Annotated in this window: 23 protein-coding genes; 13 read left to right on the top strand and 10 right to left on the bottom strand. The window is 64.2% G+C overall.

All coding sequences use genetic code 11. From position 1 onward, the window contains the following. Window positions 1-47 precede the first annotated feature (47 nt). The 3 genes from D3D01_RS05910 (at window position 48) to D3D01_RS05900 (ending at window position 2302) form a co-directional block, all read left to right on the top strand. Entirely contained in the window at window positions 48-1076 is a 1029-nt protein-coding gene (locus D3D01_RS05910) for a site-specific DNA-methyltransferase (protein ID WP_121511564.1), read from the top strand. 36 nt (window positions 1077-1112) lie between these two features. Further along, complete coding sequence (locus D3D01_RS05905; RefSeq protein ID WP_121511563.1) at window positions 1113-1802, top strand: type I 3-dehydroquinate dehydratase; 690 nt, start codon at window positions 1113-1115, stop codon at window positions 1800-1802. Window positions 1803-1885: 83 nt separating this feature from the next. After that, the gene (locus D3D01_RS05900) at window positions 1886-2302 is read left to right on the top strand and encodes a DUF6677 family protein (RefSeq protein ID WP_101350784.1); all 417 of its coding nucleotides are present in this window, start codon (window positions 1886-1888) and stop codon (window positions 2300-2302) included. Between the two features lie 35 nt (window positions 2303-2337). On the opposite strand, the gene D3D01_RS05895 is transcribed toward D3D01_RS05900, so the two are convergent. Further along, window positions 2338-3504: a 3-dehydroquinate synthase II gene (locus tag D3D01_RS05895; RefSeq protein WP_101350785.1), complete on the bottom strand. Its 1167-nt coding sequence runs from the start codon at window positions 3502-3504 to the stop codon at window positions 2338-2340. 240 nt (window positions 3505-3744) lie between these two features. Between D3D01_RS05895 and D3D01_RS05890 the strand changes: the two genes are divergently transcribed. Further along, window positions 3745-4989, top strand: coding sequence for a P-loop NTPase (locus D3D01_RS05890; RefSeq protein ID WP_121511562.1), 1245 nt, complete (start codon window positions 3745-3747; stop codon window positions 4987-4989). Here D3D01_RS05890 and D3D01_RS05885 read toward each other — a convergent pair. Genes D3D01_RS05885 through trpC form a run of 4 tightly spaced genes read right to left on the bottom strand, consistent with a single transcriptional unit; the run spans window position 4986 to window position 8720 of the window. Next, a complete protein-coding gene (locus D3D01_RS05885; protein ID WP_121511561.1) occupies window positions 4986-5789 on the bottom strand; it encodes a 2-amino-3,7-dideoxy-D-threo-hept-6-ulosonate synthase in 804 nt (267 codons plus the stop codon). The two genes, D3D01_RS05890 and D3D01_RS05885, sit on opposite strands and share 4 nt — an antisense overlap. A 26-nt stretch (window positions 5790-5815) precedes the next feature. After that, the gene (gene trpA / locus D3D01_RS05880; protein WP_121511560.1) at window positions 5816-6646 is read right to left on the bottom strand and encodes a tryptophan synthase subunit alpha; all 831 of its coding nucleotides are present in this window, start codon (window positions 6644-6646) and stop codon (window positions 5816-5818) included. Next, window positions 6646-7908 carry a tryptophan synthase subunit beta gene (gene trpB, locus D3D01_RS05875; RefSeq protein WP_121511559.1) on the bottom strand — a complete coding sequence of 421 codons (1263 nt, stop codon included), beginning with the start codon at window positions 7906-7908 and terminating at the stop codon, window positions 6646-6648. The genes trpA and trpB overlap by 1 nt, the downstream gene beginning before the upstream one ends. After that, window positions 7905-8720 carry an indole-3-glycerol phosphate synthase gene (gene trpC / locus D3D01_RS05870; protein WP_121511558.1) on the bottom strand — a complete coding sequence of 272 codons (816 nt, stop codon included), beginning with the start codon at window positions 8718-8720 and terminating at the stop codon, window positions 7905-7907. Before trpC ends, trpB begins: the two co-directional genes overlap by 4 nt. A 130-nt stretch (window positions 8721-8850) precedes the next feature. On the opposite strand from trpC, the gene D3D01_RS05865 reads away from it, so the two are divergent. The 3 genes from D3D01_RS05865 (at window position 8851) to D3D01_RS05855 (ending at window position 12382) form a co-directional block, all read left to right on the top strand. Then, complete coding sequence (locus D3D01_RS05865) at window positions 8851-9348, top strand: GNAT family N-acetyltransferase (protein WP_101350791.1); 498 nt, start codon at window positions 8851-8853, stop codon at window positions 9346-9348. 83 nt (window positions 9349-9431) lie between these two features. Beyond that, complete coding sequence (locus tag D3D01_RS05860) at window positions 9432-10619, top strand: redox-regulated ATPase YchF (protein ID WP_121511557.1); 1188 nt, start codon at window positions 9432-9434, stop codon at window positions 10617-10619. A gap of 125 nt (window positions 10620-10744) precedes the next feature. Next, window positions 10745-12382, top strand: coding sequence for a methyl-accepting chemotaxis protein (locus D3D01_RS05855; protein ID WP_121511556.1), 1638 nt, complete (start codon window positions 10745-10747; stop codon window positions 12380-12382). Window positions 12383-12429: 47 nt separating this feature from the next. Here D3D01_RS05855 and D3D01_RS05850 read toward each other — a convergent pair whose 3' ends face one another. The 3 genes from D3D01_RS05850 to D3D01_RS05840 form a co-directional block, all read right to left on the bottom strand. Continuing rightward, the gene (locus D3D01_RS05850) at window positions 12430-12969 is read right to left on the bottom strand and encodes a hypothetical protein (protein WP_121511555.1); all 540 of its coding nucleotides are present in this window, start codon (window positions 12967-12969) and stop codon (window positions 12430-12432) included. Between the two features lie 103 nt (window positions 12970-13072). After that, a complete protein-coding gene (locus tag D3D01_RS05845) occupies window positions 13073-13672 on the bottom strand; it encodes a hypothetical protein (protein WP_101350794.1) in 600 nt (199 codons plus the stop codon). Then, on the bottom strand, window positions 13669-14325 hold the full coding sequence (locus D3D01_RS05840) for a thioredoxin domain-containing protein (protein ID WP_121511554.1): 657 nt from the start codon (window positions 14323-14325) through the stop codon (window positions 13669-13671). The genes D3D01_RS05845 and D3D01_RS05840 overlap by 4 nt, the downstream gene beginning before the upstream one ends. Before the next feature lie 258 nt (window positions 14326-14583). Here D3D01_RS05840 and D3D01_RS05835 point away from each other — a divergent pair, with 258 nt between their 5' ends. The 4 genes from D3D01_RS05835 to D3D01_RS05820 all read left to right on the top strand — a co-directional run bounded on the left by D3D01_RS05835 (window position 14584) and on the right by D3D01_RS05820 (window position 18631). Further along, window positions 14584-14835, top strand: coding sequence for a hypothetical protein (locus D3D01_RS05835; protein WP_147439900.1), 252 nt, complete (start codon window positions 14584-14586; stop codon window positions 14833-14835). A gap of 9 nt (window positions 14836-14844) precedes the next feature. Further along, a complete protein-coding gene (locus D3D01_RS05830) occupies window positions 14845-15486 on the top strand; it encodes a helix-turn-helix domain-containing protein (RefSeq protein WP_121511552.1) in 642 nt (213 codons plus the stop codon). Window positions 15487-15608: 122 nt separating this feature from the next. After that, window positions 15609-17198, top strand: coding sequence for an oleate hydratase (locus tag D3D01_RS05825; RefSeq protein WP_121511551.1), 1590 nt, complete (start codon window positions 15609-15611; stop codon window positions 17196-17198). 56 nt (window positions 17199-17254) lie between these two features. After that, on the top strand, window positions 17255-18631 hold the full coding sequence (locus tag D3D01_RS05820; protein WP_121511550.1) for a hemolysin family protein: 1377 nt from the start codon (window positions 17255-17257) through the stop codon (window positions 18629-18631). An 8-nt stretch (window positions 18632-18639) separates the two neighbouring features. On the opposite strand, the gene eis is transcribed toward D3D01_RS05820, so the two are convergent. Continuing rightward, complete coding sequence (gene eis, locus D3D01_RS05815) at window positions 18640-19830, bottom strand: enhanced intracellular survival protein Eis (protein ID WP_121511549.1); 1191 nt, start codon at window positions 19828-19830, stop codon at window positions 18640-18642. A 78-nt stretch (window positions 19831-19908) separates the two neighbouring features. Continuing rightward, a complete protein-coding gene (locus D3D01_RS05810; RefSeq protein WP_121511548.1) occupies window positions 19909-20973 on the bottom strand; it encodes a Brp/Blh family beta-carotene 15,15'-dioxygenase in 1065 nt (354 codons plus the stop codon). A gap of 148 nt (window positions 20974-21121) precedes the next feature. Here D3D01_RS05810 and D3D01_RS05805 point away from each other — a divergent pair, with 148 nt between their 5' ends. Both D3D01_RS05805 and hpt read left to right on the top strand, forming a co-directional pair. Then, window positions 21122-22645, top strand: coding sequence for an NAD(P)/FAD-dependent oxidoreductase (locus D3D01_RS05805; protein WP_121511547.1), 1524 nt, complete (start codon window positions 21122-21124; stop codon window positions 22643-22645). A 107-nt stretch (window positions 22646-22752) separates the two neighbouring features. Next, complete coding sequence (gene hpt, locus D3D01_RS05800) at window positions 22753-23301, top strand: hypoxanthine/guanine phosphoribosyltransferase (protein ID WP_101350802.1); 549 nt, start codon at window positions 22753-22755, stop codon at window positions 23299-23301. The last annotated feature ends 14 nt before the right edge of the window (window positions 23302-23315 follow it).

Below are 23315 nucleotides of genomic sequence, written 5' to 3'. Positions count from 1 at the left end.
CGACCGATAACCGCAAGACTAGAGTCGGCCCGCCCGCTGGGACCGGTATGGAGACGACACACCGGGTTCGAACCGGTGACGCTCGCACGCTCGCGTGTCCCGACAACAGCGTCGAACTGGTGGTCACGTCCCCCCCGTACCCGATGATCGAGATGTGGGACGACATCTTCGCCGAACTGGACCCTGACATCGGAGCGGCGCTGGACGACGGGGACGGCGACCGGGCGTTCACCCTGATGCACGACGTGCTCGATGCGGTGTGGGCTGAGATAGAGCGCGTGCTGGTCCCCGGCGGCATCGCCTGCATCAACGTCGGGGACGCGACGCGATCAATGGCGGACGGCTTTCGCTCCTACCCGAACCACGCGGAGATAACCGACCGACTGACCGACCACGGCCTGCGGGCGCTGCCCGATATTCTGTGGCGGAAACCAACCAACAGCGGCGCGAAGTTCATGGGTTCGGGAATGGTGCCGCCGAACGCGTATCCGACGCTCGAACACGAACACATCCTCGTGTTCCGCAACGGGGAGCGCCGCCGCCTCGAACCGGGCGCAGACCGCCGCTACGAGAGCGCCTACTTCTGGGAGGAGCGCAACGAGTGGTTCTCCGACCTTTGGGAGTTACCCGGCGAGACCCAGGACCTCGACGACGGGCTTCGGGACCGCTCGGGTGCCTTCCCGCTGACAGTGCCCTATCGGCTCATCTCGATGTTCTCTGTGTACGACGACACCGTACTCGATCCGTTTCTCGGGACCGGGACGACGACGCTTGCAGCGATGCTCGCCCGCCGGAACTCTGTGGGTGTGGACCGCGATCCGGACCTGCTGTCGACGCTGGAAGATCGAGTTGCCACCGCTCCGGAGCGCTCCCGAACCATCGCTCAGGAGCGCCTCGCCGACCACCGCTCGTGGGTAGAGCAACGGCGCAGCGACGGCAAGGAACCGGGCTACGAGGCCGAGCAGTACGACTTCGTCGTCAACACGAAACAGGAAAAACGGATCCAGTTCTACGCGGTTGACTCAGTCACAGCGACCGATGACGGCTTTCGGGCTGTCCACGAGCGGGTCGAGTAAGCACGCCTTTTTGTGTGACTCCGTCCAAGCCGACCCATGGACTTCGAGTCGTTCACCCTGCTCGCTGCCACCGACGACCTCGGGGTGGAGCCGGCCGCTCGCGCCGACGCCGACGGGCTGGAGTTACGGATGGATTTCGCCGACGAGCCGCTGGCACAGTTGGACGCCTACGACGGCGATCTCCCGATACTCGTCACGAACCGACCGACGTGGGAGGGTGGCGAGGCCGCTGATACCGCAGGCCGCCTCGATACACTCGAAGCTGCGCTCGAACACGACGCTGTGAGGGCCGTCGACCTCGAACTCGCAGCGCTGGAGGGAGCCGGCGACCACAACGCTGGCCGCGTCGCCGACGCTGCCCGCGACCGCGATGCGTCCGTGGTCGTCTCGACGCACAACTTCGAGTCCACACCTGCCCGTGAGGCGATTGTAAGTCGGCTCGAACGGGCCTGCGCTCAGGGCGACGTGGGGAAGATGGCCAGCACAGCCCAGTCGCCCGACGACGTGTTGGCGATGCTCGGGGCGACCCGAGCGCTGACCACCGCGGGCAAACAGGTCGCCACGATGTGCATGGGGTCGGCCGGTCGCCACTCCCGGGCCGTTGCCCCGCTGTACGGCTCCCGCATCGGCTATGCACCGCTTGATCCCGCTGACGCGACCGCGCCGGGTCAGTACGACCTCGCAACGCTCCGGACGCTGGTCAGACAGCTACAGAGCGAAGGCTGATGGGGGAACCGCCTGTACGGGGCTTTCGTCCGGACAGGGATCCTTCGGAAGATATAGGCGTATGCGAGATAGACTCGCTGAGTATGACTGGCAAAGGACGCAAGCGGCCGTTGCTGGCCGTGGTGCTTGCGTTCATTTTCCCCGGGTTGGGACATTTCTACCTCCGTAAGTGGGTGCGGGGACTGCTGTGGCTCGGGTTACTGTTCATGCTGTCGGTGGTGTTCGTCGTCACTGGCGCTATCGACCCTGTCACCCAGCTAAGCGTAGAGGCTATCTCGTCGTCGTATCAGTCCAGACCCACCGAAGTGACAATCGGCTCGGTTGTGATTACGACGCTCAACGTCGTCGACGCCTACTGGGTCGCGGTCAACGAAAATCAGGCCACGGAAGTCGAAGCCGGCACAACGTGCCCGAACTGCGGCAAGGAACTCGACGAAGACATCGACTTCTGTCACTGGTGTACGACGCAACTGGACCCGCTCGAGGCGGACCAGCAGTAGCCCGACGGCTGCGGTCAGCCCCGAATGGGGTCGGCTTACTTTTCGATGATGCTCTCTTCGATCCGTTCGCCGAAGTGCGTCGCCGTATCCTCGTGGTGAATGAGAATTTCGTCGCCGGGTTCGAGGTCCGTGACGGCGGTTCGGCCGTTCTGGGTGTGGACCTTTATTGTCTCGGCGTTCTGGAGCAGCGTCTCGATACGGTCACCGTCCTTGGTTTCGGCCTGCACGCGGAACATCGGGCGCTTCTCGATTTTCGCGCGGCCGACGATAGCCTCGCGGGTCCGACCGTTCGCGTCGACTATCTGGACCTCATCGCCGGACTGGAGTTCCGAGAGATATTTCGTCCCGCCGTCAGGCGTCCGGACGTAGGCGTGGACCGCGCCGGCGTTGACCCGGAACGGCCGGGAAGCGACGTACGGTGATTCTGCCGTCTCTGCGTGAACGAAGAAGAGTCCGCGAGCCATCGACCCGACGAGCATCCCCTCGTCGTGTTCCATCAGGCTGCCCGTGTCGATACAGACGCGGTCAGCGGAGCCGGTCTGCTCGATGGCGGTGACCTCGGCGTACTCTAGGTCGAGCGATTCCCGTCCCATCTCGTCGCGGACCTCCACCGTCTTGCGGATTTCGTCGACGTCGTCGGTATCTAGCAGGACGCCGTCGGCACCCAGTTCCAGCGTCTCGTAGGCCGTTCGGGCGTCTTCGGCGGTCCGGACGCCGGCGATGAGGTCCGTCTCCTCGCCGACGCGGGCGATGAGGTTTTCGAGTGGAATAATCTGCCAGTTCTCGCCGATGACAATGGTGAAGTCGGCTTCGGCGGCGACCGCCTCGGCGAAGGCCTCGTAGTCCTCGTCGAAGATGCGGACGTAGCCGCCGTCGGGAGCGGCTCCGTTCTGCCGGAGCGTCGAGAGGTCCGCGGACCCGGAGAAGTCGGACGGGAGGTCGACCGTGCCGTCGCCCTCTCCGTCTTTCCCGACGATGGTGGCGTCGGCCTTTGAGTCCGCTGCCTCGGCCTCCATTACGTGGACATCGCCGTTGGTGAACGCAGCGATGTTTATTTCGCCGAGTTCCGAGACGCGTTCGACATCGTCCTCGTCGACCAGTACCCAGTCGACGCCGGCCTCGATACCAGCGGTTATCCGGCGTTTCCGTGTCTCCCAGTCGCCGACCTCGCTGTCGGCTTTGAGCCAGACGCTTCGAGTCATACGCCCACGTCCGCAACGGCGAGGCTTGAACGTGGCGGAACCCGGGTGGGTCTGTCGAGTGGTGAACAGAGAAGAGAAATAGGTACGACAGGCGATTCGGGTGGGTTCCTGGAATTAGAACCAGAAGAAATACGACACTTGTTATTTATCTACATCCGATTATCGTAATTAATTGTTAGCCAGTAAACTTATCAATGAGATTTACTAATAAAGTAACTACAAAATACGGTCCAGCTACAGATGGTTACTAACCACGTCTACACGATTGCCGGGGCGAAAGGGGGGGTCGGAAAGACGACGTCCAGCATCAACCTCGGTACACTGCTGGCGAGGGCCGGCTACTCGACCGTTGTCGTGGAGATGGACCTGGCGATGGCGAACCTCGTCGATTTTCTCGATGTCGGCATCGACACTGACAAGCACGCGACGTTTCACGACGTGCTCGCCGGCGACGCGTCGGTCACGGACGCGATGTACGAAACCGACGTGAACCTGTCAATCGTGCCGAGCGGGACCACGCTTGAAGGGTACGCGGACACCGACCTCGACCGGCTGCCCGGTATCGTCGAAACCCTCAGGTGGCACCACGACATCGTCCTGTTGGACACCCCGGCGGGACTGAGCGAAGAGACGATTCAGCCGCTCAAACTCGCCGACGACGTGTTGCTCGTGTCGACACCGCGGGTGGCATCAATACGGAACGTCTCGAACACCAAAGAACTCGCAGAGCGGGTCGATGCGCCGGTTCGAGGCCTGATCCTCACGAAGTCTGGGACAGGCGCGTCGCCGGGTGCCGATGAAATCGCGACGTTTCTCAACGTCGAACTGCTCGGCCACGTGCCGGAAGACGACGCCGTCCCACATTCACAGGACAGTGGCACGCCCGTCGTCAGGAACGCGCCCAACAGCGGTGCCGCGATTGCCTACGAGCGGATATCCGAACAGCTCGTCGACACCGAGAAGGCGTCGACCGACACCACAAACGCAGGCGCTCTGAAGGAGTCCACTGACTCGGACGACCTAGAACCGAAGGCCCGGCCAACGGAGCAGCCACCACAGAGCCACAGCCTCGGGACAACCGACGGCGGCAAGACAGTCCCCCCATCGGACGCAATCAGGGACGACAGCTGTCTGATCGGTCCAGCGCCAGCCGAGCAGTACAGAGAGGACGAGCCAGCGGCAGACGACGGGGCCGAGCTGAGCGACCTCGATAACCCAGCCGCTTCGGAGACGGACACCGAAAACGAAGCCGAAACCCCGTCGGTAATCGACGGGACTGAGCTGGTGGAGAGCGAACCAGCACCGATGGACGGGCCAGAACAGGATGCTGACGAGGTAGAGCGAGACGGCGGTGTGTCACGAGGTGCCGACACACCGGAAGAAGAACCCAGTGACTCGCCGTCGGACACGCCAAGCGAGCGCGACGCGGATGCCAGCGACGGAGACGGTCTCGGTTCGCGAATGCGGTCGCTGTTTGGCTTTTAGGCCTCGACGGCCAGTCCGGCCTCGCGGAGCGCCTCTTCGGTGGTGGCGTCGTCGTGAACGACAGCGGAGACGGCGCTAGCGATTTTCTCCGGTTCGTCGTGCTGGAAAATAGAGCGGCCCATCGAGACGCCGGCGGCCCCGGCGTCCATCGTTCCCCGGACCATCCGGACGGTCTCCTCGTCGGTGCCCTTCGAGCCGCCGGCGATGACCACCGGCAGTGACGTGGACTCGACGACGTGCTGGAACGTCTCGGCAGAGCCGGTGTAGCCGGTCTTGACGATGTCCGCGCCGAGTTCCTCGGCCAGTCGGACGGCGTGGCCAACGGACTGGTTGTAGTCCTCGTTCTCGGCGTCGATGTCAGGGCCACGGGCGTAGGCCATCGCCAGTACCGGCAGGCCGTACTGGCTGGCTTCGGTCGTCAGTTCGGAGAGTTCCTCGATCTGTTCGGGTTCGTACTGGCTGCCGACGTTGATGTGGAACGAGACGGCGTCGGCCCCGGCGCGGATGGCGTCTTCCACCGTTCCCGTGGTCCGCTTGTCCTGCTCGTCCGGGCCGATAGTAGTAGAGCCGTTGAGATGGGTGATATAGCCCGCGTCGTTCTTGTTGGGGTGGACCCGTCCGGCGATGCCACGCTGGGTAAGGACGGCGTCTGCGCCGCCGCTGGTAACCGCGTCAATCGTCGATTCGATGTCTTTGAGGCCCTTTACCGCCCCCATCGTGATGCCGTGGTCCATCGGGATGATGACGTATGTGTCGTCTGTCCCGATGCGTTCGAGTCGTGCGCGTTTTCCTGCAGTCATGATATGAGACAGTGTGGCAAGTACGATTATGTGCGTTCCGGTTGCGGTTGTTCTGGTCCGCCCCGGAGCGCACCTTCTTTGAGTTCGCGAGCCTTCGCCTCAAGCCGGTCGGCTACCGCACCGACAGCATCGCCGTTTTCGTGGCCCTCGGCGACAATATCCACCAGCGCGGAGCCGACGATGACGCCGTCAGCGCCGGCAGACACGATTCGCTCGGCGTGGTCGCCGGTCTTGATGCCGAACCCGACGGCCTTTGGCACGTTCCAGTCTGAGAGGCGAGCCAGCGACTCCTCGGTGGCATCGTCCACGTTCTCTCGTGCGCCAGTGACGCCCAGACGTGCCTGGACGTAGACGTAGCCCGACACCTGTTCGAGCATCCGTTCGAGCCGGTCGCCTCTCGTCGTCGGCGCGACGATGAACACCAGATCGAGTCCGAACTCGTCGCAGGCCGTCCGGAGCGGGCCGGCTTCCTCCCCAGGGAGGTCCGGGACGACGAGCCCCTCAATGCCCACCGCGGCGGCCTTCTCGACGAAGGGGCGCGGCCCCTCGCTCTCGCCATACTGATAGATGAGGTTATAGTAGGTCATACAGACGAGCGGTACGTCCACATCGAGGTCTTCGACGAACTCGAAGAAGCGGTCGGGCGTCATCCCGGCTTCCAGCGCGCGGACGATAGCGTTCTGGATGGTCTTGCCCTCCGCGATGGGCTCGGAGAACGGCAGGCCGAGTTCGATGACGTCTGCCCCGCCGCGAGCCAGCGCCTCGACGTACGCTAGCGACGCCTCGTAACTCGGGTCGCCGGCCGCGAGGTAGGGAACGAAGGCGGGCTCGTCGGCGAAGGCGCGTTCAAGACCCATCAGAGGCCACCTCCGCCGACGCGCTCGAAGATAGACATGTCCGGCGCGATATCGAGGTCGCGCTTCGCGGTCTCTTCGATGGCTATTTCGAGGTCCTTGTCGCCACGGCCGGAGACGTTGATGATGACAGAGTCACCGACTTCGTCGTGGTGCTCTTCAAGATAGCCGAAGGCGTGGGCCGTCTCCAGAGCCGGGATGATACCCTCGTCCTGGGAGAGGCGGTGGAACGCCTCTAGCGCGATGTCATCGTCGACGTTGACCGGCGTGACGCGGTCTTCGTCGACGAGGTGGGCCAGTTCCGGGCCGACACCGGCGTAGTCGAGCCCCGACGAAACGGAGTGAGACTCCATGATCTGGCCGTCAGAGTCCTGCAGGAGCTTCGTGCGCGCGCCATGGAGGACGCCCTCGTCGCCGGTCGAGAGGGTGGCGGAGTTGGGCGCAACGCCCTCTTCCTCATCGACCTGCAGTGAGGAGCCGCCGGCTTCGACGGCGTAGAGGTCGACGTCGGTATCATCAACAAAGTGGGCGAAGGTGCCCATGGTGTTCGAGCCGCCGCCAGCGCAGGCGAGGACCGAATCGGGCAGCCCGCCGGTCTTCTCGATAACCTGCTCGCGGGCCTCCTCAGAGATGACCGCCTGAAAGTCCCGGACCATCTTCGGGAACGGGTGCGGGCCGACGATACTCCCGATGACGTAGTGGGTGTTCTCGACGGTGGTCGCCCAGTCGCGCATCGTCTCGGAGATGGCCTCTTTCAGCGTGCCGCGGCCGACCGTGACAGGGTTGACCTCGGAGCCGTTGATGCGCATGCGGAAGACGTTGGGACGCTGGCGCGCGATGTCAGTCTCGCCCATGTAGATTTCGCAGGGCATGTCGAGGTGGGCCGCCGCCATCGCCGTCGCCGTGCCGTGCTGGCCCGCGCCGGTCTCGGCAATGATGCGCTCCTTGCCCATGTACTTCGCCAGCAGGACCTGCCCGAGCGCGTTGTTGAGCTTGTGTGCGCCGCCGTGGAGCAGGTCCTCGCGCTTGAGATACACGTCGGTATCGTACCGGGCAGAAAGCTGGTCCGCGTACTGGAGCGGCGTCGGTCGGCCGCCGAAGTCGGCCAGCCGCTCCCGGAACTCGTCCATGAAGCCGTCCTCGTTTTCCAGCACGTACCGCTGGTAGGCGTCGGTCAGCTCTTCGATAGCTGGCATCAGTGCCTCGGGCACGTACTGTCCACCGTACTCACCGAACTTGGGGTCGTATGCGTCGTCAGTGCTCATGTGTCTGTAGGTGTCGTCTCAACTGCATCAGTGTCCGCGCGTGTCAGTCGCCGCGTGTTCGCTTCCACGTCCGTCGCCGCGTCGTGGTCCATGATCGCCGAGCCGATTAGCAGGGCGTCCGCACCGGCATCGCACATCCGTGTGACGTCGTCTGCTGTCTGTATGCCACTTTCAGCAATGAGTGTGACGCCCTCCGGGACGTCTGGCGCGACGGACTCGAACGTTCCGAGGTCCACGTCGAGTTCGGCGAGGTCGCGGTTGTTGACGCCGATGATGTCCGCGCCCGCTTCCAGCGCCGTCTCGACCTCCGCCGCGGTGTGGGCCTCCACGAGGACTTTGAAGCCCCGCTCGCGTGCGGCCGTGAGGAGGTCCGCGAGGTCGTCCGTCCCGTCGGCTTCGAGAAAGCGGACGATGAGCAGGACGACATCCGCCTCGACGACGTCCAGCTGGTCCTCGTGGAGAATGAAATCCTTTCGCAGGACGGGCACGTCGACGGCATCGCGAACCCGTTCGAGCGTCGCCGCCGACCCGCCGAAGTGGTCCGGCTCCGTCAGCACCGAGAGCGCCGCCGCGCCGCCCTCGACCATCTGCCGGGCGAGGTCGACCGGGTCGTCGGTCCGCTCGCCGTCCGCGGTCGGACTCGTGGGCTTGATTTCGGCGATGACCGGCGTCCGTCCGTCGGCCGCCACCGCGTCGAAGGCGTCCGACAGCGACCGGGGCGACACCGACACCCTGTCGCCGCCGCCACCGCGCTCCCGCGCCGCGTCGAGAATCGACTGAACCGCTGGGTCTATCTCCTCACTGTCGTCCATTACTGAACACTAACGTACAGAAGTGTACATAAGAGTTGCCCTATTATCTCAGGCGAAGCGGACCACGGCGGATACCGTACGGTGTCAGCCAGACCACAGTTCTATGAGGGTTCACGTTGGATGTTTACATATGTCGTTCCAGACAGCCATCCGACCGGCCGAATCGGTGGATATCGCAGATATCCGTCGGGTCGCACGGGCCGCGTGGCACGCGGTGTACGACGATATCCTCGGGGCGGAGACGGTAAACGACCACCTCAGGGAGGGGTACGCGCCGCCGGTACTAGAACGGATGATAGAACTCGACGAGGTCGGACTGTTCGTCTCGACGGCCGACGACGACGTAGTGGCGTACATGAGCTGTGGGATGACAGACGCGACCGGGTTCGGCGACCTCGACCTGTACGTCCACCCGGACTACTGGGGCGAGGGTATCGGGACCGAACTGCTTCGCCGGGGCGAGGGCCACTTGCGGGACCTCTCCGTGCGGAAGATACGCGACGAGGTGCTGGCCGAGAACGAAGTCGGCAACGGGTTCTACCGGACCCACTTCGAGAAGATCGGCGAGCGGACGGCCGAGTTCGGCGGCCAGGAACACCCCGTGAACGTGTACGAGCGGACAGTGTAATTTCCCACCCGTTGCGTGTGACTCACACGCTCTCGTCGCTCGTGTAACAGCGTTTAAGCCGCTGAAACCGCTTCGTCGGTGCAATGAGCTACAAGATCGGACTCGTCGGCAAGCCCTCCGTCGGCAAGTCCACGTTCTTCAATGCGGCGACGATGAACGACGTGCCCGAGGGCGCGTACCCGTTCACGACAATCGACCCGTCGATGGGCGAAGCCTACGTCCGCGTCAACTGTGCGGCCCCGGAGTTCGACCACACCTGCACGCCCAACCACGGCCACTGCACCGACGGCGTCCGGTTCGTCCCGACGAAGCTTGTCGACGTGGCCGGCCTCGTTCCCGGCGCACACGAAGGGAAGGGACTGGGGAATCAGTTCCTCACAGACCTCAACGAGGCCGACGTGCTCGTCCACGTCGTCGATTTCACCGGCGAGACGGACCTGGAGGGTGAACCCACTGAGGACCACGACCCGCGCGAGGACATTGACTTCCTCGAAGACGAGCTGGACATGTGGTATCTCGATATTCTTGAGAAAGGCATCGAGCGCTACCGCTCGGGCTACCACGGCGAGGACAAGGCCATCGAGGACGACCTCGCCGAGCAGATGTCGGCGTTCAAAATCAACGCCGACGAAATAAAGCAGGTCGTGCTCGCGCTGGACCTAGAACTGGACCCCGACACCTGGGATGACGCGGACAAGGAGGCTCTGGCCCGCGAGATTCGTATCCGAACGAAGCCGATGCTCATCGCGGCAAACAAGATGGACACCGAGGCGGCCCAGGACAACTGGGAGACCGTCACCGAGGACCCGGAGTACGAGCATCTCATGTTCGTGCCCGTCTCGGCCCACGCCGAGAAGGCACTGAAAAACGGCAACGAGCAGGGCGTACTCGACTACCGGCCGGGCGACGAGGAGTTTACCGTGACGGCGGACCTGCCAGATGAGAAGGCTGCAGGCCTCGAACAGATCCGGGAGTTCGTCACCGAGTTCGGCGGGACGGGCGTCCAGCAGGCCCTCGAAACCGCGCTGTTCGAGGAACTGGGAGCTATCGCGGTGTTCCCCGGCGCTCGCAAGCCCCAAGAGGACGGGACCTTCCTGCAGGACTGTTTCGTCCTCCCAGACGGGTCGACTGCCGAGGACTTCGCGTACTTCCTGCACACCGACATCGGCGACGGGTTCCTCCATGCGCACGACGTGCGCACCGAACGCCAGATCGGCGCTGACACCGAACTCGACCACCGCGACGTGGTCGAAATCACGACAACAAACTAACACTGGGAAATTCACCGCTGATACTCTGAGGGTGCGACTTTTTATAGATCGGAGAGAACGTAACACATGCACCCGAAAAGGCCTATTTTTGTCGTTTACTCGTCATCTGTTTTGAGGTGGTTTCGATGACGACGGATGATTCGACGGGCGTGCTTGGCCGACTCATGCTTGCGGTCGGCACTGTTCCCATGACAATCGAACCGTCCCTGCCGACGCCGCTCCGTCGGACGTTCAGCGCCCGTGTCTTCCTGCTGGCAGCGATGTCGATTGTGGGCGCACCGGCACTAGCTATCGTGCTGTTTTCCTCTGTGACAGCCGCCGCAGTGTTCATCGGGTTCGTCGTCGCTGTGACCGGATTTCTGGGCTACTGTGAGATGTACCGCGCGATAATCGAGATTAATCGAAAGGCGACGGCAGTCGACAACGGCCAGTACGACATCGACTTCGGCGTCGACCGGATTGACGAGGTCGGAGACGCATACACGAAACTCGAACGGGCGGCGGCCTCACTCGGCCGGAACATTCAGGAAGCAAACGAAGCTCAGGAGCGTGCCGAGGAGGCCCGCGAAGCGGCCGAAGAAGCCCGTGAAACCGCAGAAGCCGAGCGAAGCGAGATGGAGGCGCTGAGCAGCCACCTCGAACTGAAAGCGACACAGTACCGGACGGCGCTCGACGACGCGGCCGCCGGCGACCTGACTGCCCGTGTTGACACCGACAGCATGAGCGACGCCATGGCCGCCGTCGGGACCGCGATCAATGAGACTCTGAGTGATCTGGAGACTGCTATCGGCAGCGGCCAGTCGACCTCGACACGTATCGCCACCGGAAGTGAAACTGTCCTGGCCGACGGGCAGCAGGTCCGTGCTGAGACACAGTCCGTGGCCGACACCGCATCCGACATCGCCGACGGGGCAGAAACCCAGCGCCAGCAACTAGACGACGCAGCGAGCGAACTCAGCGACCTCTCGGCGACCGTCGAGGAAATGGCGTCGTCCGTGGCCGAAATCGCCGACCAGAGCAACACTGCTGCGAATCTCGGCCGAGACGCCCAGCGGTCCTCGTCGGAAGCCCAGAGTGCCGTCGACGAGATCCGCCATCACTCGACGAACGCCGCAAGCGAGGTCCAGCAACTAGACGACATCGCCGAGGACATGGCCGAGATCGTCGAAGTCATCGACGGCATCGCCGAGGAAACGAATATGCTCGCGCTGAACGCGTCCATCGAAGCCGCTCGTGCCGGCCAAGCGGGTTCGGGCTTTGCCGTCGTCGCGGACGAAATCAAACAGCTTGCGACCGAGACACAGAACGCCACCGGCGACGTGGAAGACCTCATCGGCTCGCTGCGGTCCCAAGTCGGCACGTCCGTCGACGCCATGGAGACGATGGAAGATGCTGTCGACCGCGGCAGCAACACCATCTCCGAGACTATTACCACGCTCGAAGATGTGGTCGACGCCACCGTCGATGTCAACGGCGGCATTCAGGAAATCGACCGAGCGACCGACCAGCAGGCGACCAGCGCACAGGAAGTCGTGCGGATAATTGACGACATCAACGACATCGCCGGGGAGACCGCAACCGACGCCCGTGAAATGGCCACGACGGTCGAGCAGCAGGGCCAGACCGTTGCCGGGATGGTCGACTCGGTGGAGCAGTTCGCCGACGACGCCACCACTCTTAACGACGAACTCTCACAGTTCGAGACCGCCAGGACCGACCGCGTGGACACGCCTGCTGACTCCGGACCCGCGATGAGTGACTGAGGCGAGTCAAGAACTGACTTCCACACTGCAGGCCGGCAGGCGTCCGGCTACAGCAGAAGGTGAGCGAGCAAAGCAATGATGGCGACTTTTTTAACGAGGATGATGCCAATAATCAGTTGCGTCGTCGACAGTTCCCGGACGCGTTCGATGCCTCGCCGGACGAACGCGGGCGACTGCGCCAGCTCAGCCACCAGCAACCGACACTCCGCGCGGAACGTCTCGACCGCCGATCCTTCACCGTCTGTGTAGGCAGCCTCTGGCCGCGGCAGCCACTGGGAACCGGTGTATTCGAGTTCGACCAGCGACCCCTGTAGATGACTGACCTGCTCGAACTGCAGGCCGTTGGCTTCACAGAGTCGCTCGACCTTGGCGATGTCGCGGTCGCTGTTCAGGTCGTAGCGCCGCTGTATCGGGTCGGTCGCCCAGTCGAACTGGAACCGACAGACGAGTTCGCTCTCACCAACCCACACATCGACGACTTCGGCCAGTTCGACTGTCCCGACTGTCTCTTTCCGCTTCCGGTGGAGGTGCTCGTACTCGGCGGGGGACTCCGTCGAAACCGTCACCTGAGACTCCGTCTCGGACATACCTTCTCAGTATGGGTGTTCGGCTGACGATACTATACGTTTTCTCTCGCTGACACGGATATCTCTTCGAGAGAGCCGGACGGATGACTGCACGGCGACACAGTCAGATGTCGACCGGACACCCGTTGATTTCGCCGCCGCGCATCCCCTCTGCGAGCCAGTAAATGGAGAGGGTCAACACCACGAGCGCAAGCAGCGCGAACTCCAGCCCGTCCAGCGGCAGAAACAGCAGCGAGGTCGAAACGCCGAGTAGCGACAGCAGTCCCAGCAAAACCGCCGACCCACAGGCCGCACAGCCAGCGCCGAGTGTGCCGAGAACAACGCCCGCGACACCCGCGCCACCCTGCTGGAGGTCGAGCCCGTGCTCGCGGAAGTGGTACGCCACCAGACCGATGTCGACGCCCGTGAGGACGGCGACGACGAGCAGCAGGGTACCCTGGGCAGGGTTGAACGACGTGCCGATAAACGGGTACAGTTCAGCGAGCACGCGCAGCCGGCTGGCAAGCGGGAGCGACCCACCGATAACGAGGTCAAGCACTAGCGGGACGTTCAGCGAGACGACGAATACCGTCAGCGAGACGACGGCAGCGACCACGGCGACCGCCGCATAGACCGGCAGCGTGAGTACGAGCCTGACCGTTCGGCCCATGAGCCGCCAGTCACCGCGTGTGGTTGGCAGGCGGAGGCCGCGTGCGATGCTCATCCGTCGCGCTCTCCCAGCGCCTCGGCGATGAGGTCGTAGCTGACGCTCCCGTTGACCTTCGTCACGAACTCTCCGTCCTCAAACAGCAGAATTATCGGCGTCGTTTCACCCAACCCGGCGTTCTCGGCCGCCTGGATATCAGCCTGTACAGCGTCGTCGTGCGCTCGCTCCCGCGCATCGCGTGCGACCGCCTCGCCGTCAACCGCTGTCTCCTCGGTGAGAAACGTCGCCGTCCGGTCCAGAACGTTGTCCGTATCGAACGACGACTGTTCGGCGAAGTAGTGCTTGAACAGCGCCCAGTACGCCTCGCTGTCGCGGGCAAACGTCGACTCCAGCGCCTGTGTCGCCGGCTCACCCCAGGGATAGATGACCGGGTACGTCCGGACGACGTATGCGCCCTTGCCCGTCCCCACGATGTTCTCCCGGATAGCCGGCACCGTGTTCTCGTGGAAGCGGCGGCAGGTCGGACAGGAGGGGTCTTCGAACGCCAGGACGACGTGGCCGCCCAGTTCGCCGCGGCGGGGCTGGGCTTCGAGGTCGGCGGCCGCCGGGTGGCTGTCAATGGTTTCGGCGTTGTCTGCTTCACCACTGCACCCCGCGATGGCGCCGACGACACCCGTCCCGAAAAGTGTGAGAAAGCGTCGTCTGTTCATATACGACTGGTTGACCCGCGTGGGTTTAGCGTTTGTTCCACTGTGTGGCCACGATGAGTAACCGTCTTGTCGCCGGCGGCGGTACCATCTGGCGGCCGATGACGACAACTCACAGGGCCGAACCGGGGTGACTCCCCGCTGGTGACGAGCCCTATGAGTGCCGAGGCCGCTAGCTCTGAGGGTAGATCACAACTCTGGCTATATTTTTCTATGGCCATAGTTGGCATGGGTCTTGGTCAGATGTGGAGGGGGCAACATGTGACCGAGGCGGCCGTGGAGTGGAGTAGCCGAGTGTTAAACAACCAGTTGCTGCTCGAACAGTCCAGTACACGCGGCCTTCTGTCCCGTTTCGATACGTATCCCGACCGCAACGCGGCCGGGACGATCAGTAACGCAATCCAGTTCGCGTCTGCTGGAGGGATATCGCACGTGTTCGTCGAGCGGCTCCAATACCACTGGTCGGTTTCGATGCGTGAGAATTCCCAGTATGCCTTTATTTCGGTCGGCTGAATAATACACATGAGCGTCATCTGTGAATTCGAGTTGCAGTCCGCGGATATGCCGCTCTGTGCGGTCGCCGCTGAGCTGAACACCCGATTGATCGTCGACAACGTCGTTTCCGGGACGACCGACGAGCCGGCACTCGTGTTCTCTGCGACGGGCGTCGAACCGGACGCGCTCGAATCGGCATTGCTCGGCGACGAGTCGGTCGTGGAGTTTGTCGCCATGGACTCGGCTATCGTCGAGTCGCGGTATCGGGTCGTCCTCGATACGGATTACGTCAAGATGTACACCCAGCTCGTCGACCGGCAGACGTATCCGATGGGTGCGCTCGTGACCGAGCACGGGTGGAAGGTGAGCACACAGTTCGCCGACCGAGCGGACCTCGAAGCGTTCCGTGACGCCTGTCAGTCAAGCAGTGTCACGTTCCGCCCGCACCGGCTCTGTGAGACGGAACACGGCGGCGACGACTACGGACTCACCGCCCCGCAACGAGAAGCACTACTGGCAGCCAACCGACAGGGATACTTCGCCGTCCCCCGCGAGGCAGACCTGTCGGAACTCGCGAGGGAACTCGACGCGACCACGTCCGCCATCTCGGAGCGCCTCCGTCGTGGAACGGACCAGTTGATCGACCACACGATTGCCAGTTCCGAATAGTGACAGCAGCCCGGTCAGAGCGGAGCTGTTCCGGTGAGATACCCCCTCTTATAAATTGCTGTACATATGTTGGCAACCGTTAGGGCTGGGACTTGTGTAGGACTACATGACGGTGATTCAATATGACTGGCCACCAGCACCCACACGTCACTGACCGCGACGCACACTTCGTCGGCGGCGGTATCGCCTCTCTCGCCGGCGCGGCGTTCCTAGTACGGGACGGCAACATGCCCGGCGAAAACATCCATGTCTACGAAAAGCTGGACGTCGTCGGTGGCGCGATGGACGGTGCCGGCGACCCGGAGGAGGCGTACCTGATCCGGGGCGGCAGGATGTTCAACTATCCGACGTACGAATGTACGTGGGACCTCTTCGAGACGATTCCGTCACTCGAAGACGACTCGCGGTCGGTCAAAGACGTGATGGACGAGTTCAACGAAGCGCACCCCTCGTACGCGAAAACGCGGCTGATGCACGAGGGCGAGCGGATCGACGCGGGCGAGTACGGACTGACGAGCCAGCATCGACAGTCGATAGCTCGGTTGCTCCTCACGCCCGAACCGCGACTCGGTGACACGCGCATCGAGGAGTGGTTCGACGAGTCGTTCCTGGAGACGAACTTCTGGTACGTCTGGGCGACCATCTTCGCGTTCCAGCCGTGGCACAGCGTCGCCGAAGTTCGGCGGTACATGTACCGGTTCCTCCACGAGTTCCCGCGCTTGCACACCATGGAGGGCATCGACCGGACGAAGTACAACCAGTACGACTCGATGATTCTCCCACTCCGGCGCTGGCTCGAAGACAGGGGCGTCTCCTTCGAGTACGGCCACGAGGTGACCGATATGGACATCGTCCCGTCGCGGACGGGGCGCACTGTCGAGCGGCTCTACTGTGAGACCAACAGCGGCACCGAGTCGGTCCCCGTCGAGCCGTCCGACCTCGTGTTCGTGACGAACGGGTCGATGACCGACGGTTCGTCTATTGGCGGGATGGACGAGGCCCCAGAGCTGAACGAGACCGGGGCGTCGTGGGAGCTGTGGAAGTCCATCGCCGAGGACAATCCACAGTTCGGCAATCCGTCAGTGTTCGCCGATAACGTCACGGAGACGAAATGGGAGTCGTTCACCGTTACCCTGCACAACACCGACTTGTTCGACCACATCGTCGATTTCACCAGCGAGGAACCGGGCAACGGGCTCGTCACCTACCTCGGGTCGAACTGGCTGTTGTCGACGGTCGTCGCCGCACAGCCCCACTTCGCGAACCAGCCGGACGACGTGAAGGTCTTCTGGGGCTACGCGCTGTTCCCGGACCGCGAGGGGAACTACGTGGAGAAACCGATGTCCGAATGCACCGGTCACGAGATTCTCCGGGAGCTGTGTTACCACCTGCAGTGCGAGGACCGGCTCCCGGAGCTACTCGACGACGTGACCTGTATCCCGGCGATGATGCCGTTCATCACGGCGCACTTCCAGCCCCGGGAGCCCGGTGACCGGCCCGAGGTCGTCCCGGACGGGTCGAACAATCTGGCGTTCCTCGGACAGTACGCCGAACAGCCGCGGGACGTGGTGTTCACCGTCGAGTACTCGGTCCGGTCGGCGATGACCGCCGTCTACGAGATGCTCGATCTCGACCGGGAGGTGCCTCCGGTGACCAAACACTACCGGAAGCCGGGTGTCATCGCAGACACTGTCCGTGCCGCGTACCGCTGAGGGAGTCGACGGCGGTATGGACGCGAATATTCCAGTATTTTATTGCGGTGACGGAGATGGGTGTGTATGTACATATCGACGCGCCCCGCCTGGAGGGTTCGATAGTAAACCTCGCGCTTTCTGCGGCGCAACTCTTCGTAGCGCTGGTGCTTGTAGGACTGAACGGCTTCTTCGTCGCGGCGGAGTTCGCGTTCGTTCGCGTTCGCGGCACGTCTGTCGAACAGCTCGCTGACGAGGGCAAAGCCGGCGCAGGCTCGCTTCAGGCAGTGATGGCAGACCTGGACAACTACCTCGCAGTGACCCAGCTCGGCATTACGCTTGCTTCGCTGGGGCTGGGATGGGTCGGTGAGCCCGCCGTCGCGGCGCTGCTGGAACCTGTGCTGGCTCCGCTACTGCCGGAGAGCCTCCTCCACCTCGTGGCGTTCGCAGTCGGATTCAGTATCATCACGTTCCTCCACGTCGTCTTCGGGGAACTCGCGCCGAAGACGTTCGCAATTGCCCGGACTGAGCGGCTCTCGCTGCTGCTCGCACCGCCGATGAAGCTGTTTTACTACCTGTTCTACCCCGGTATCGTCGTGTTCAACGGCTCGGCCAACGCCTTTACGCAGTTGCTGGGTGTCCCGGCGGCCTCGGAAACGGACGAGACGCTCGGCGAGCGTGAGATACGACGGGTGCTGGCTCGGTCTGGCGAGGAAGGGAATATCGACGCGGCGGAGGTCGATATGATAGAGCGCGTGTTCGACCTCGACGATACTGTCGTCCGGGAAGTCATGGTCCCGCGGCCCGACGTTGTGAGCGTGCCGGCCGACGCCACACTGTCGGATATCCGGGCGGTCGTTCTCGACGAAGGACACACCCGCTATCCGGTGGTCGAAGCCGACGATAGCGATCAGATCGTCGGGTTCATCGACGTCAAGGACGTGCTGCGAGCCGGCGAGGAAGGCACCGAGAACGCGACTGCCGGCGACATCGCCCGCGAGATACCGGTCGTCCCGGAGACGACAGCTATCAACGACCTCCTGTTGCAGTTCAGGCAGGACCGCCGGCAGATGGCCGCGGTCATCGACGAATGGGGGTCGCTCGAAGGCATCGCGACCATCGAGGACGTGGTCGAGGCCGTCCTCGGCGACCTTCGCGACGAATTCGACGTCGACGGACGCGAGCACGCCATCCGCAAGCAAAGCGACGGGAGCTACGACGCCGACGGCGGCGTCCCGCTGTCAACAATTAGTGAGGCTCTCGGTGTCGACCTCGACAGGGACGCGGTCGAAACCGTCGGCGGGTTGGTGCTCAGTCAACTCGACCGCGCCCCGGAGGTCGGCGACACCGCCGAAGCGGGCGGATACGTGTTCGAGGTAACGAGCGTCGACGGCACCCGCATCTCGACGGTTGCTATCAGTAACGGCGCTGACGACTCACCGTCGGCCGGGTAAGCGACCGCTCAGAAGAACTCGCCTAGGTAGACGGATTCGGACTCGAAGACGTCCGCGAGCGGATCGCGAGCGGACGCGTCCCGTATCTCCAGCCCGGCCAGGCGTTCAGCGGCAGCGACCCCGTGTGTTCCGACCGCCAGTTGGGAGAGCGTCCCGATGTCGACGGTCACGTCGGCTGGCGAGTCGGCAGGTGAGAGCGGGTCGACCGTCGCGGTCCCACCGCTCACAGACAGTCGGAACAGGCCGTCGTTGCGGTCCAGCAGCGGGTCGCTGACCGAGAGCGTACAGTCGAGGTCGCCCCCGGGCCAGTCGAGACGTTCGAGGTACCCAACGTCGGTAAGCCGAACCATCGGCCCGGCCTCGACCGTGCAGTCGACCGCGCCGGGGTCGTCGACGCGATGGAGAAGGTCGGCGTCGGGAGGCAACTGGAGCGTGACGCGCTCGACCTGCGCGCCGTGATTCCCGAGGAACGCAAGCAGTGCGCGGCGGGCCTCCTCGTCGACGGCCGCGAAGTTCGAAACCGAGAGCGTGTGGGCAGCATCGTCCGCGACGGTGTACACGAGATAGCCACGGAGGTCGCCGTCGCGTTCGTAGCCGTAGCAGTACGGGACGCCGTCGCCGTCCCAGTCGGCGAGCGTCCGCTCGCGCCACCACGCCTCCGAGCGGCGGAGCGAAAGCGCCGTCCCGGCGGCTGCAACAGACTCGACCCGACGGAGCCGCTCCCAGTCGTCGGCGTCGAGGCGGACCAGCTGCCCGGCAATGGAGTGGTCCGGGAGCGCCGACGGCGGCAGGTCGAAGCGGCGGTAGGTGTTCGCCGTCCCCCAGCCCAGACGGCGGTAGAACGGGGTCGAGAACGGCCAGAGGGTGACGAAGCCGACATCCGCCTCGCGGTACTCACGCAATGCGTGCCGACAGAGGTCGGCGGCGTATCCCTGCCCGCGGTGCTCGGGCGGCGTCGCGACCGCGCCGAGGCCACCGACCGTCGCCGCTTCGCCGCGAACGGTCGTGTCGAGATAGTACAGTTTGCAGACTGCTCGAAGCGTGTCGCCGTCGTAGAGGCCTCGCTGGTCGAACAGCGATGGCGGCCAGTCGCCGTCCGGGTCCGGCGTCACCGGACCTGTTTCGGGCGTGAACGCGTACTGGAGTATCCACTGACAGGCCTCGCGGTCGGTCGTCGGGATGGGGCGGAACTCGGACATACTGTCCCGGGTGTCCGCCAGCTACAGAAATCTAGTCATCTGCGGGTCGGTGTCGCAGTCCTTCGCGGGAGTGGGCCGTCACGGCACGTACCAGATACCTCGGCCCCGATCGAGGAGTGACCCGACAACGATGTGCGGAAGCGCGACGATACTGATGAACATACTCCAGAACGCTACCGCGCCGGGAAGCGCGTTGCCCGTCCCCAGCGGGTTCGGGAACGCCCAGTAGACGGCGACAAGGACGCCGAAAGTGGCAAGCGCCCCGACGACGAGGACGAGCCAGGCGCGCAGTGCGACGGTCGAGGCATCCGCGCCGCCGAGCAGGTCCCAGCGCTCGTCCCCGACCGGTTCTGTCTCGACGGACGCCGTCCGCGCCACCTGCCGGGCGGAGTACCAGAACGGGAAGTACAGGCCGACGGCGACGAGGACCGGCACGAACGCGAAGTACGCCGCCAGCAGGACCGACTCTCCGGCGTCGACGAGCCAGGAGCGGCCGCCGCCGCGCACGTAGCCCAGCACGATATGCGCCGTCAGGGCGAGTCCGTACCCCGACCCGATGACGAGCCGAGTTGTGTCGAATGACCCTGCGTACGACGAGAGGGCACCAGGTTCGACGAGGCCGACCATCAACGAACTGAACGCGTGGAACGTCTCCGGCCAGAACACGATCGGGACGAGCATCACTGCGCCACCCCGGACGGCCGCTGCCAGACCACGCTGGAACCGGGTCTGGAGATGGGCGGTACCGCTCGTGGCCTCCAGCACCTGCAGGCCGCCGAGGCCACCCTTCGCCATGGCGACGGTCAGCGCCAGCGCGAGGCCGGCGACTGGCGCGGCGAGGAACAGGCCGACGAACCCGCCGATAGCCGCCAGATACACCGCGACGTAGCGCCATCGAAACGATGGGCGACGGCGGCGGAGGTTCTCGAAGTGCTCGTAGCCGCCGTGGGGGAGATTGAGCGCGACCATCCCGACGAGGTACACCACCATCTGGGCCCGGAGCGGAACTCTGACCTCGGCAGCGCCGAGGAGCCCGAACGTGACAGCGAGTACCAGCAGGCTCGCCCGAGAGAGCAGGAGCGACGGATGGCGGTCGGTATCCCGATGCCGCTGCCAGAGGGACTCCAGGCCGGTCGTTGCCATATCGCGAGCTAGGGAAATATTCACAATAAACGAAACAAGCGATTCCAGAGAACTGGGAACGGCCCAGTGGATTAATGATGACAGTGTCTGTTGTGAGGTCCTGAGAATCCAGACAACCCTTTTTCAGCAATAGTCGCTAGCGCTTGTTATGCGTGATGCCCTCTCACAGGACCGGACGGTGACCGTCGTCGGCGGCGGCTTCGGCGGCCTCTCGGCGGCGTGCTACCTCGCCGACGCCGGGGCCGACGTGCGACTGCTCGAACGCCACGACCGTCTCGGCGGCCACGCGGGCGTCCTCGAACGCGACGGCTTCCGGTTCGACACCGGCCCGTCGTGGTACCTGATGCCCGACGTGTTCGAGCGCTTCTTCGGCCACTTCGACCGCGAGCCGAGCGACTACTACGAACTGGAGCGGCTGGACCCCCAGTACCGGGTGTTCTGGAAGGACGGGGACCGCGTGACGATTCGGCCCAACAGAGAGAACGCCCGTGAGGTGTTCGAGTCCTACGAGGACGGGGCCGGCGACGCGCTGGCCGAGTATCTCGAACGGGCCGAACAGAACTACGACCTCGCGATGGACCGGGTCGTCTACGAGGGCCGCGAGCGACTGCGGGACTACGTCGACACCGACCTCCTCCCGCTCGCGCCGCGGGCGCGGCTGTTCGGCTCGATGGACGACTACGTCAGCCGCTACATCGACCACCCAAAGCTCCGGCAGTTGCTCGAATACACGCTGGTGTTTCTCGGCGGGGCCCCGTACAACACGCCGGCGCTGTACAGCATCATGAGCCACGTCGACCTGAACATGAACGTGTTCTACCCGGAGGGCGGTATCGCCGGCGTCGTCGACAGCCTCGGGTCGCTCGCCCGCGAACTCGGTGTCGATATTCAGACTGGGACCGAGGTCCAGCACATCGCCGGCGAGGCGGGGGCGTTCGAACTGACTACCGAGAACGGCGTCGTCACCGCCGACCTCGTGGTCAGCAACGCCAACCCGGCCTACACCGAGCAGAATCTGCTCGACGCCGCCGCACGCGACCACGACCCCGAATACTGGGACGACCAGACCTACGCGCCGTCGGCGTTCATGCTGTATCTCGGCGTCGAGGGGAGCGTGGAGCCGCTGGCCCACCACTCACTGGTCCTGCCGACGGACTGGGACGACCACTTCGAGCAGATATTCGACCGGCCAGCGTGGCCCGACGAGCCCGCGTACTATCTCTCTGTCGCGTCGCAGACCGACGAGACGGTCGCTCCCGATGGCCACCACGCCGTCGTCGTCCTCGTCCCCATCGCGCCGGGGCTGGACGACGGTCCCGAGGTCCGCGAAGAATACCGGGAGTTCATTCTTGACGACCTCGCCGAACAGACCGGCGTGGACCTCCGCGACCGCATCGTCGTTGAGGAGACGGCGTGTGTCAGCGAATTCGCAGACCGCTTTGGCGACCCGCAGGGGACGGCGCTCGGGCTGGCCCACACCCTGTTCCAGACCGGACCGCTCCGCCCCGGCCACCGCGCCGGCCTGGACGGGCTCTACTACACCGGGGCCTACACGACCCCCGGCATCGGGATGCCGATGTGCCTCATCAGCGGCGAACACACCGCCCGGGACGTCATCGAGGACAGCCCCTTCGAGACGGCGGGGGACCGCTCGGCCTCGACGGCCGACTGACGCCGCGACCGAGTGGCAGTTCGTGGGCCGGCTCACAGTGCGCTATCGCGGCACACACCACGCCGGAGCCTCGAACGGTTTATTGTCCCCCTTCGGGAAACGGAGGCATGGAGAAGCTTCGCGAGTCGCTGCACGAGGCCCCGATAATCGACAAGGACGGGTACTCCTACCTGGTCCACCCGCTCAGCAACGGCGTGCCGATGCTGGAACCGGAACTCCTCCGCGAGGTCGTCGTCGGCGTGACGCGGGCAGCCGACCTCGACGTGGACAAAATCGTCGCGCCGGAGGCGATGGGCATCCACATCGCGACCGCGCTCTCGCTACAGACCGATATCCCGCTGGTGGTCATCCGCAAGCGCTCCTACGGCCTCGACGACGAGGTCCCGCTGCACAAGACCACCGGCTACTCCGAGTCGGAGATGTTCATCAACGACATTGAGGCGGGCGACGACCTGCTCATCGTCGACGACCTGCTCTCGACCGGCGGGACGATGGCCGCCATCTGCGAGGCGCTGGACGGCATCGGCGCGAACATCTCCGATATCGTCGTCGTCTTCCGGAAACAGGGCGAGTCCGCGCTGGACGACACCGACTACGAGGTGACCAGCCTGGTCGACATCTCGGTCGACCAAGACGGCGTCACAATCCACGACTGAGACGCCGGGCGGCT

The sequence above is a fragment of the Haloarcula sp. Atlit-7R genome (assembly GCF_003666065.1).
GTDB lineage: Archaea > Halobacteriota > Halobacteria > Halobacteriales > Haloarculaceae > Haloarcula > Haloarcula taiwanensis.
This window is presented reverse-complemented; position numbering and strand designations above follow the sequence as displayed.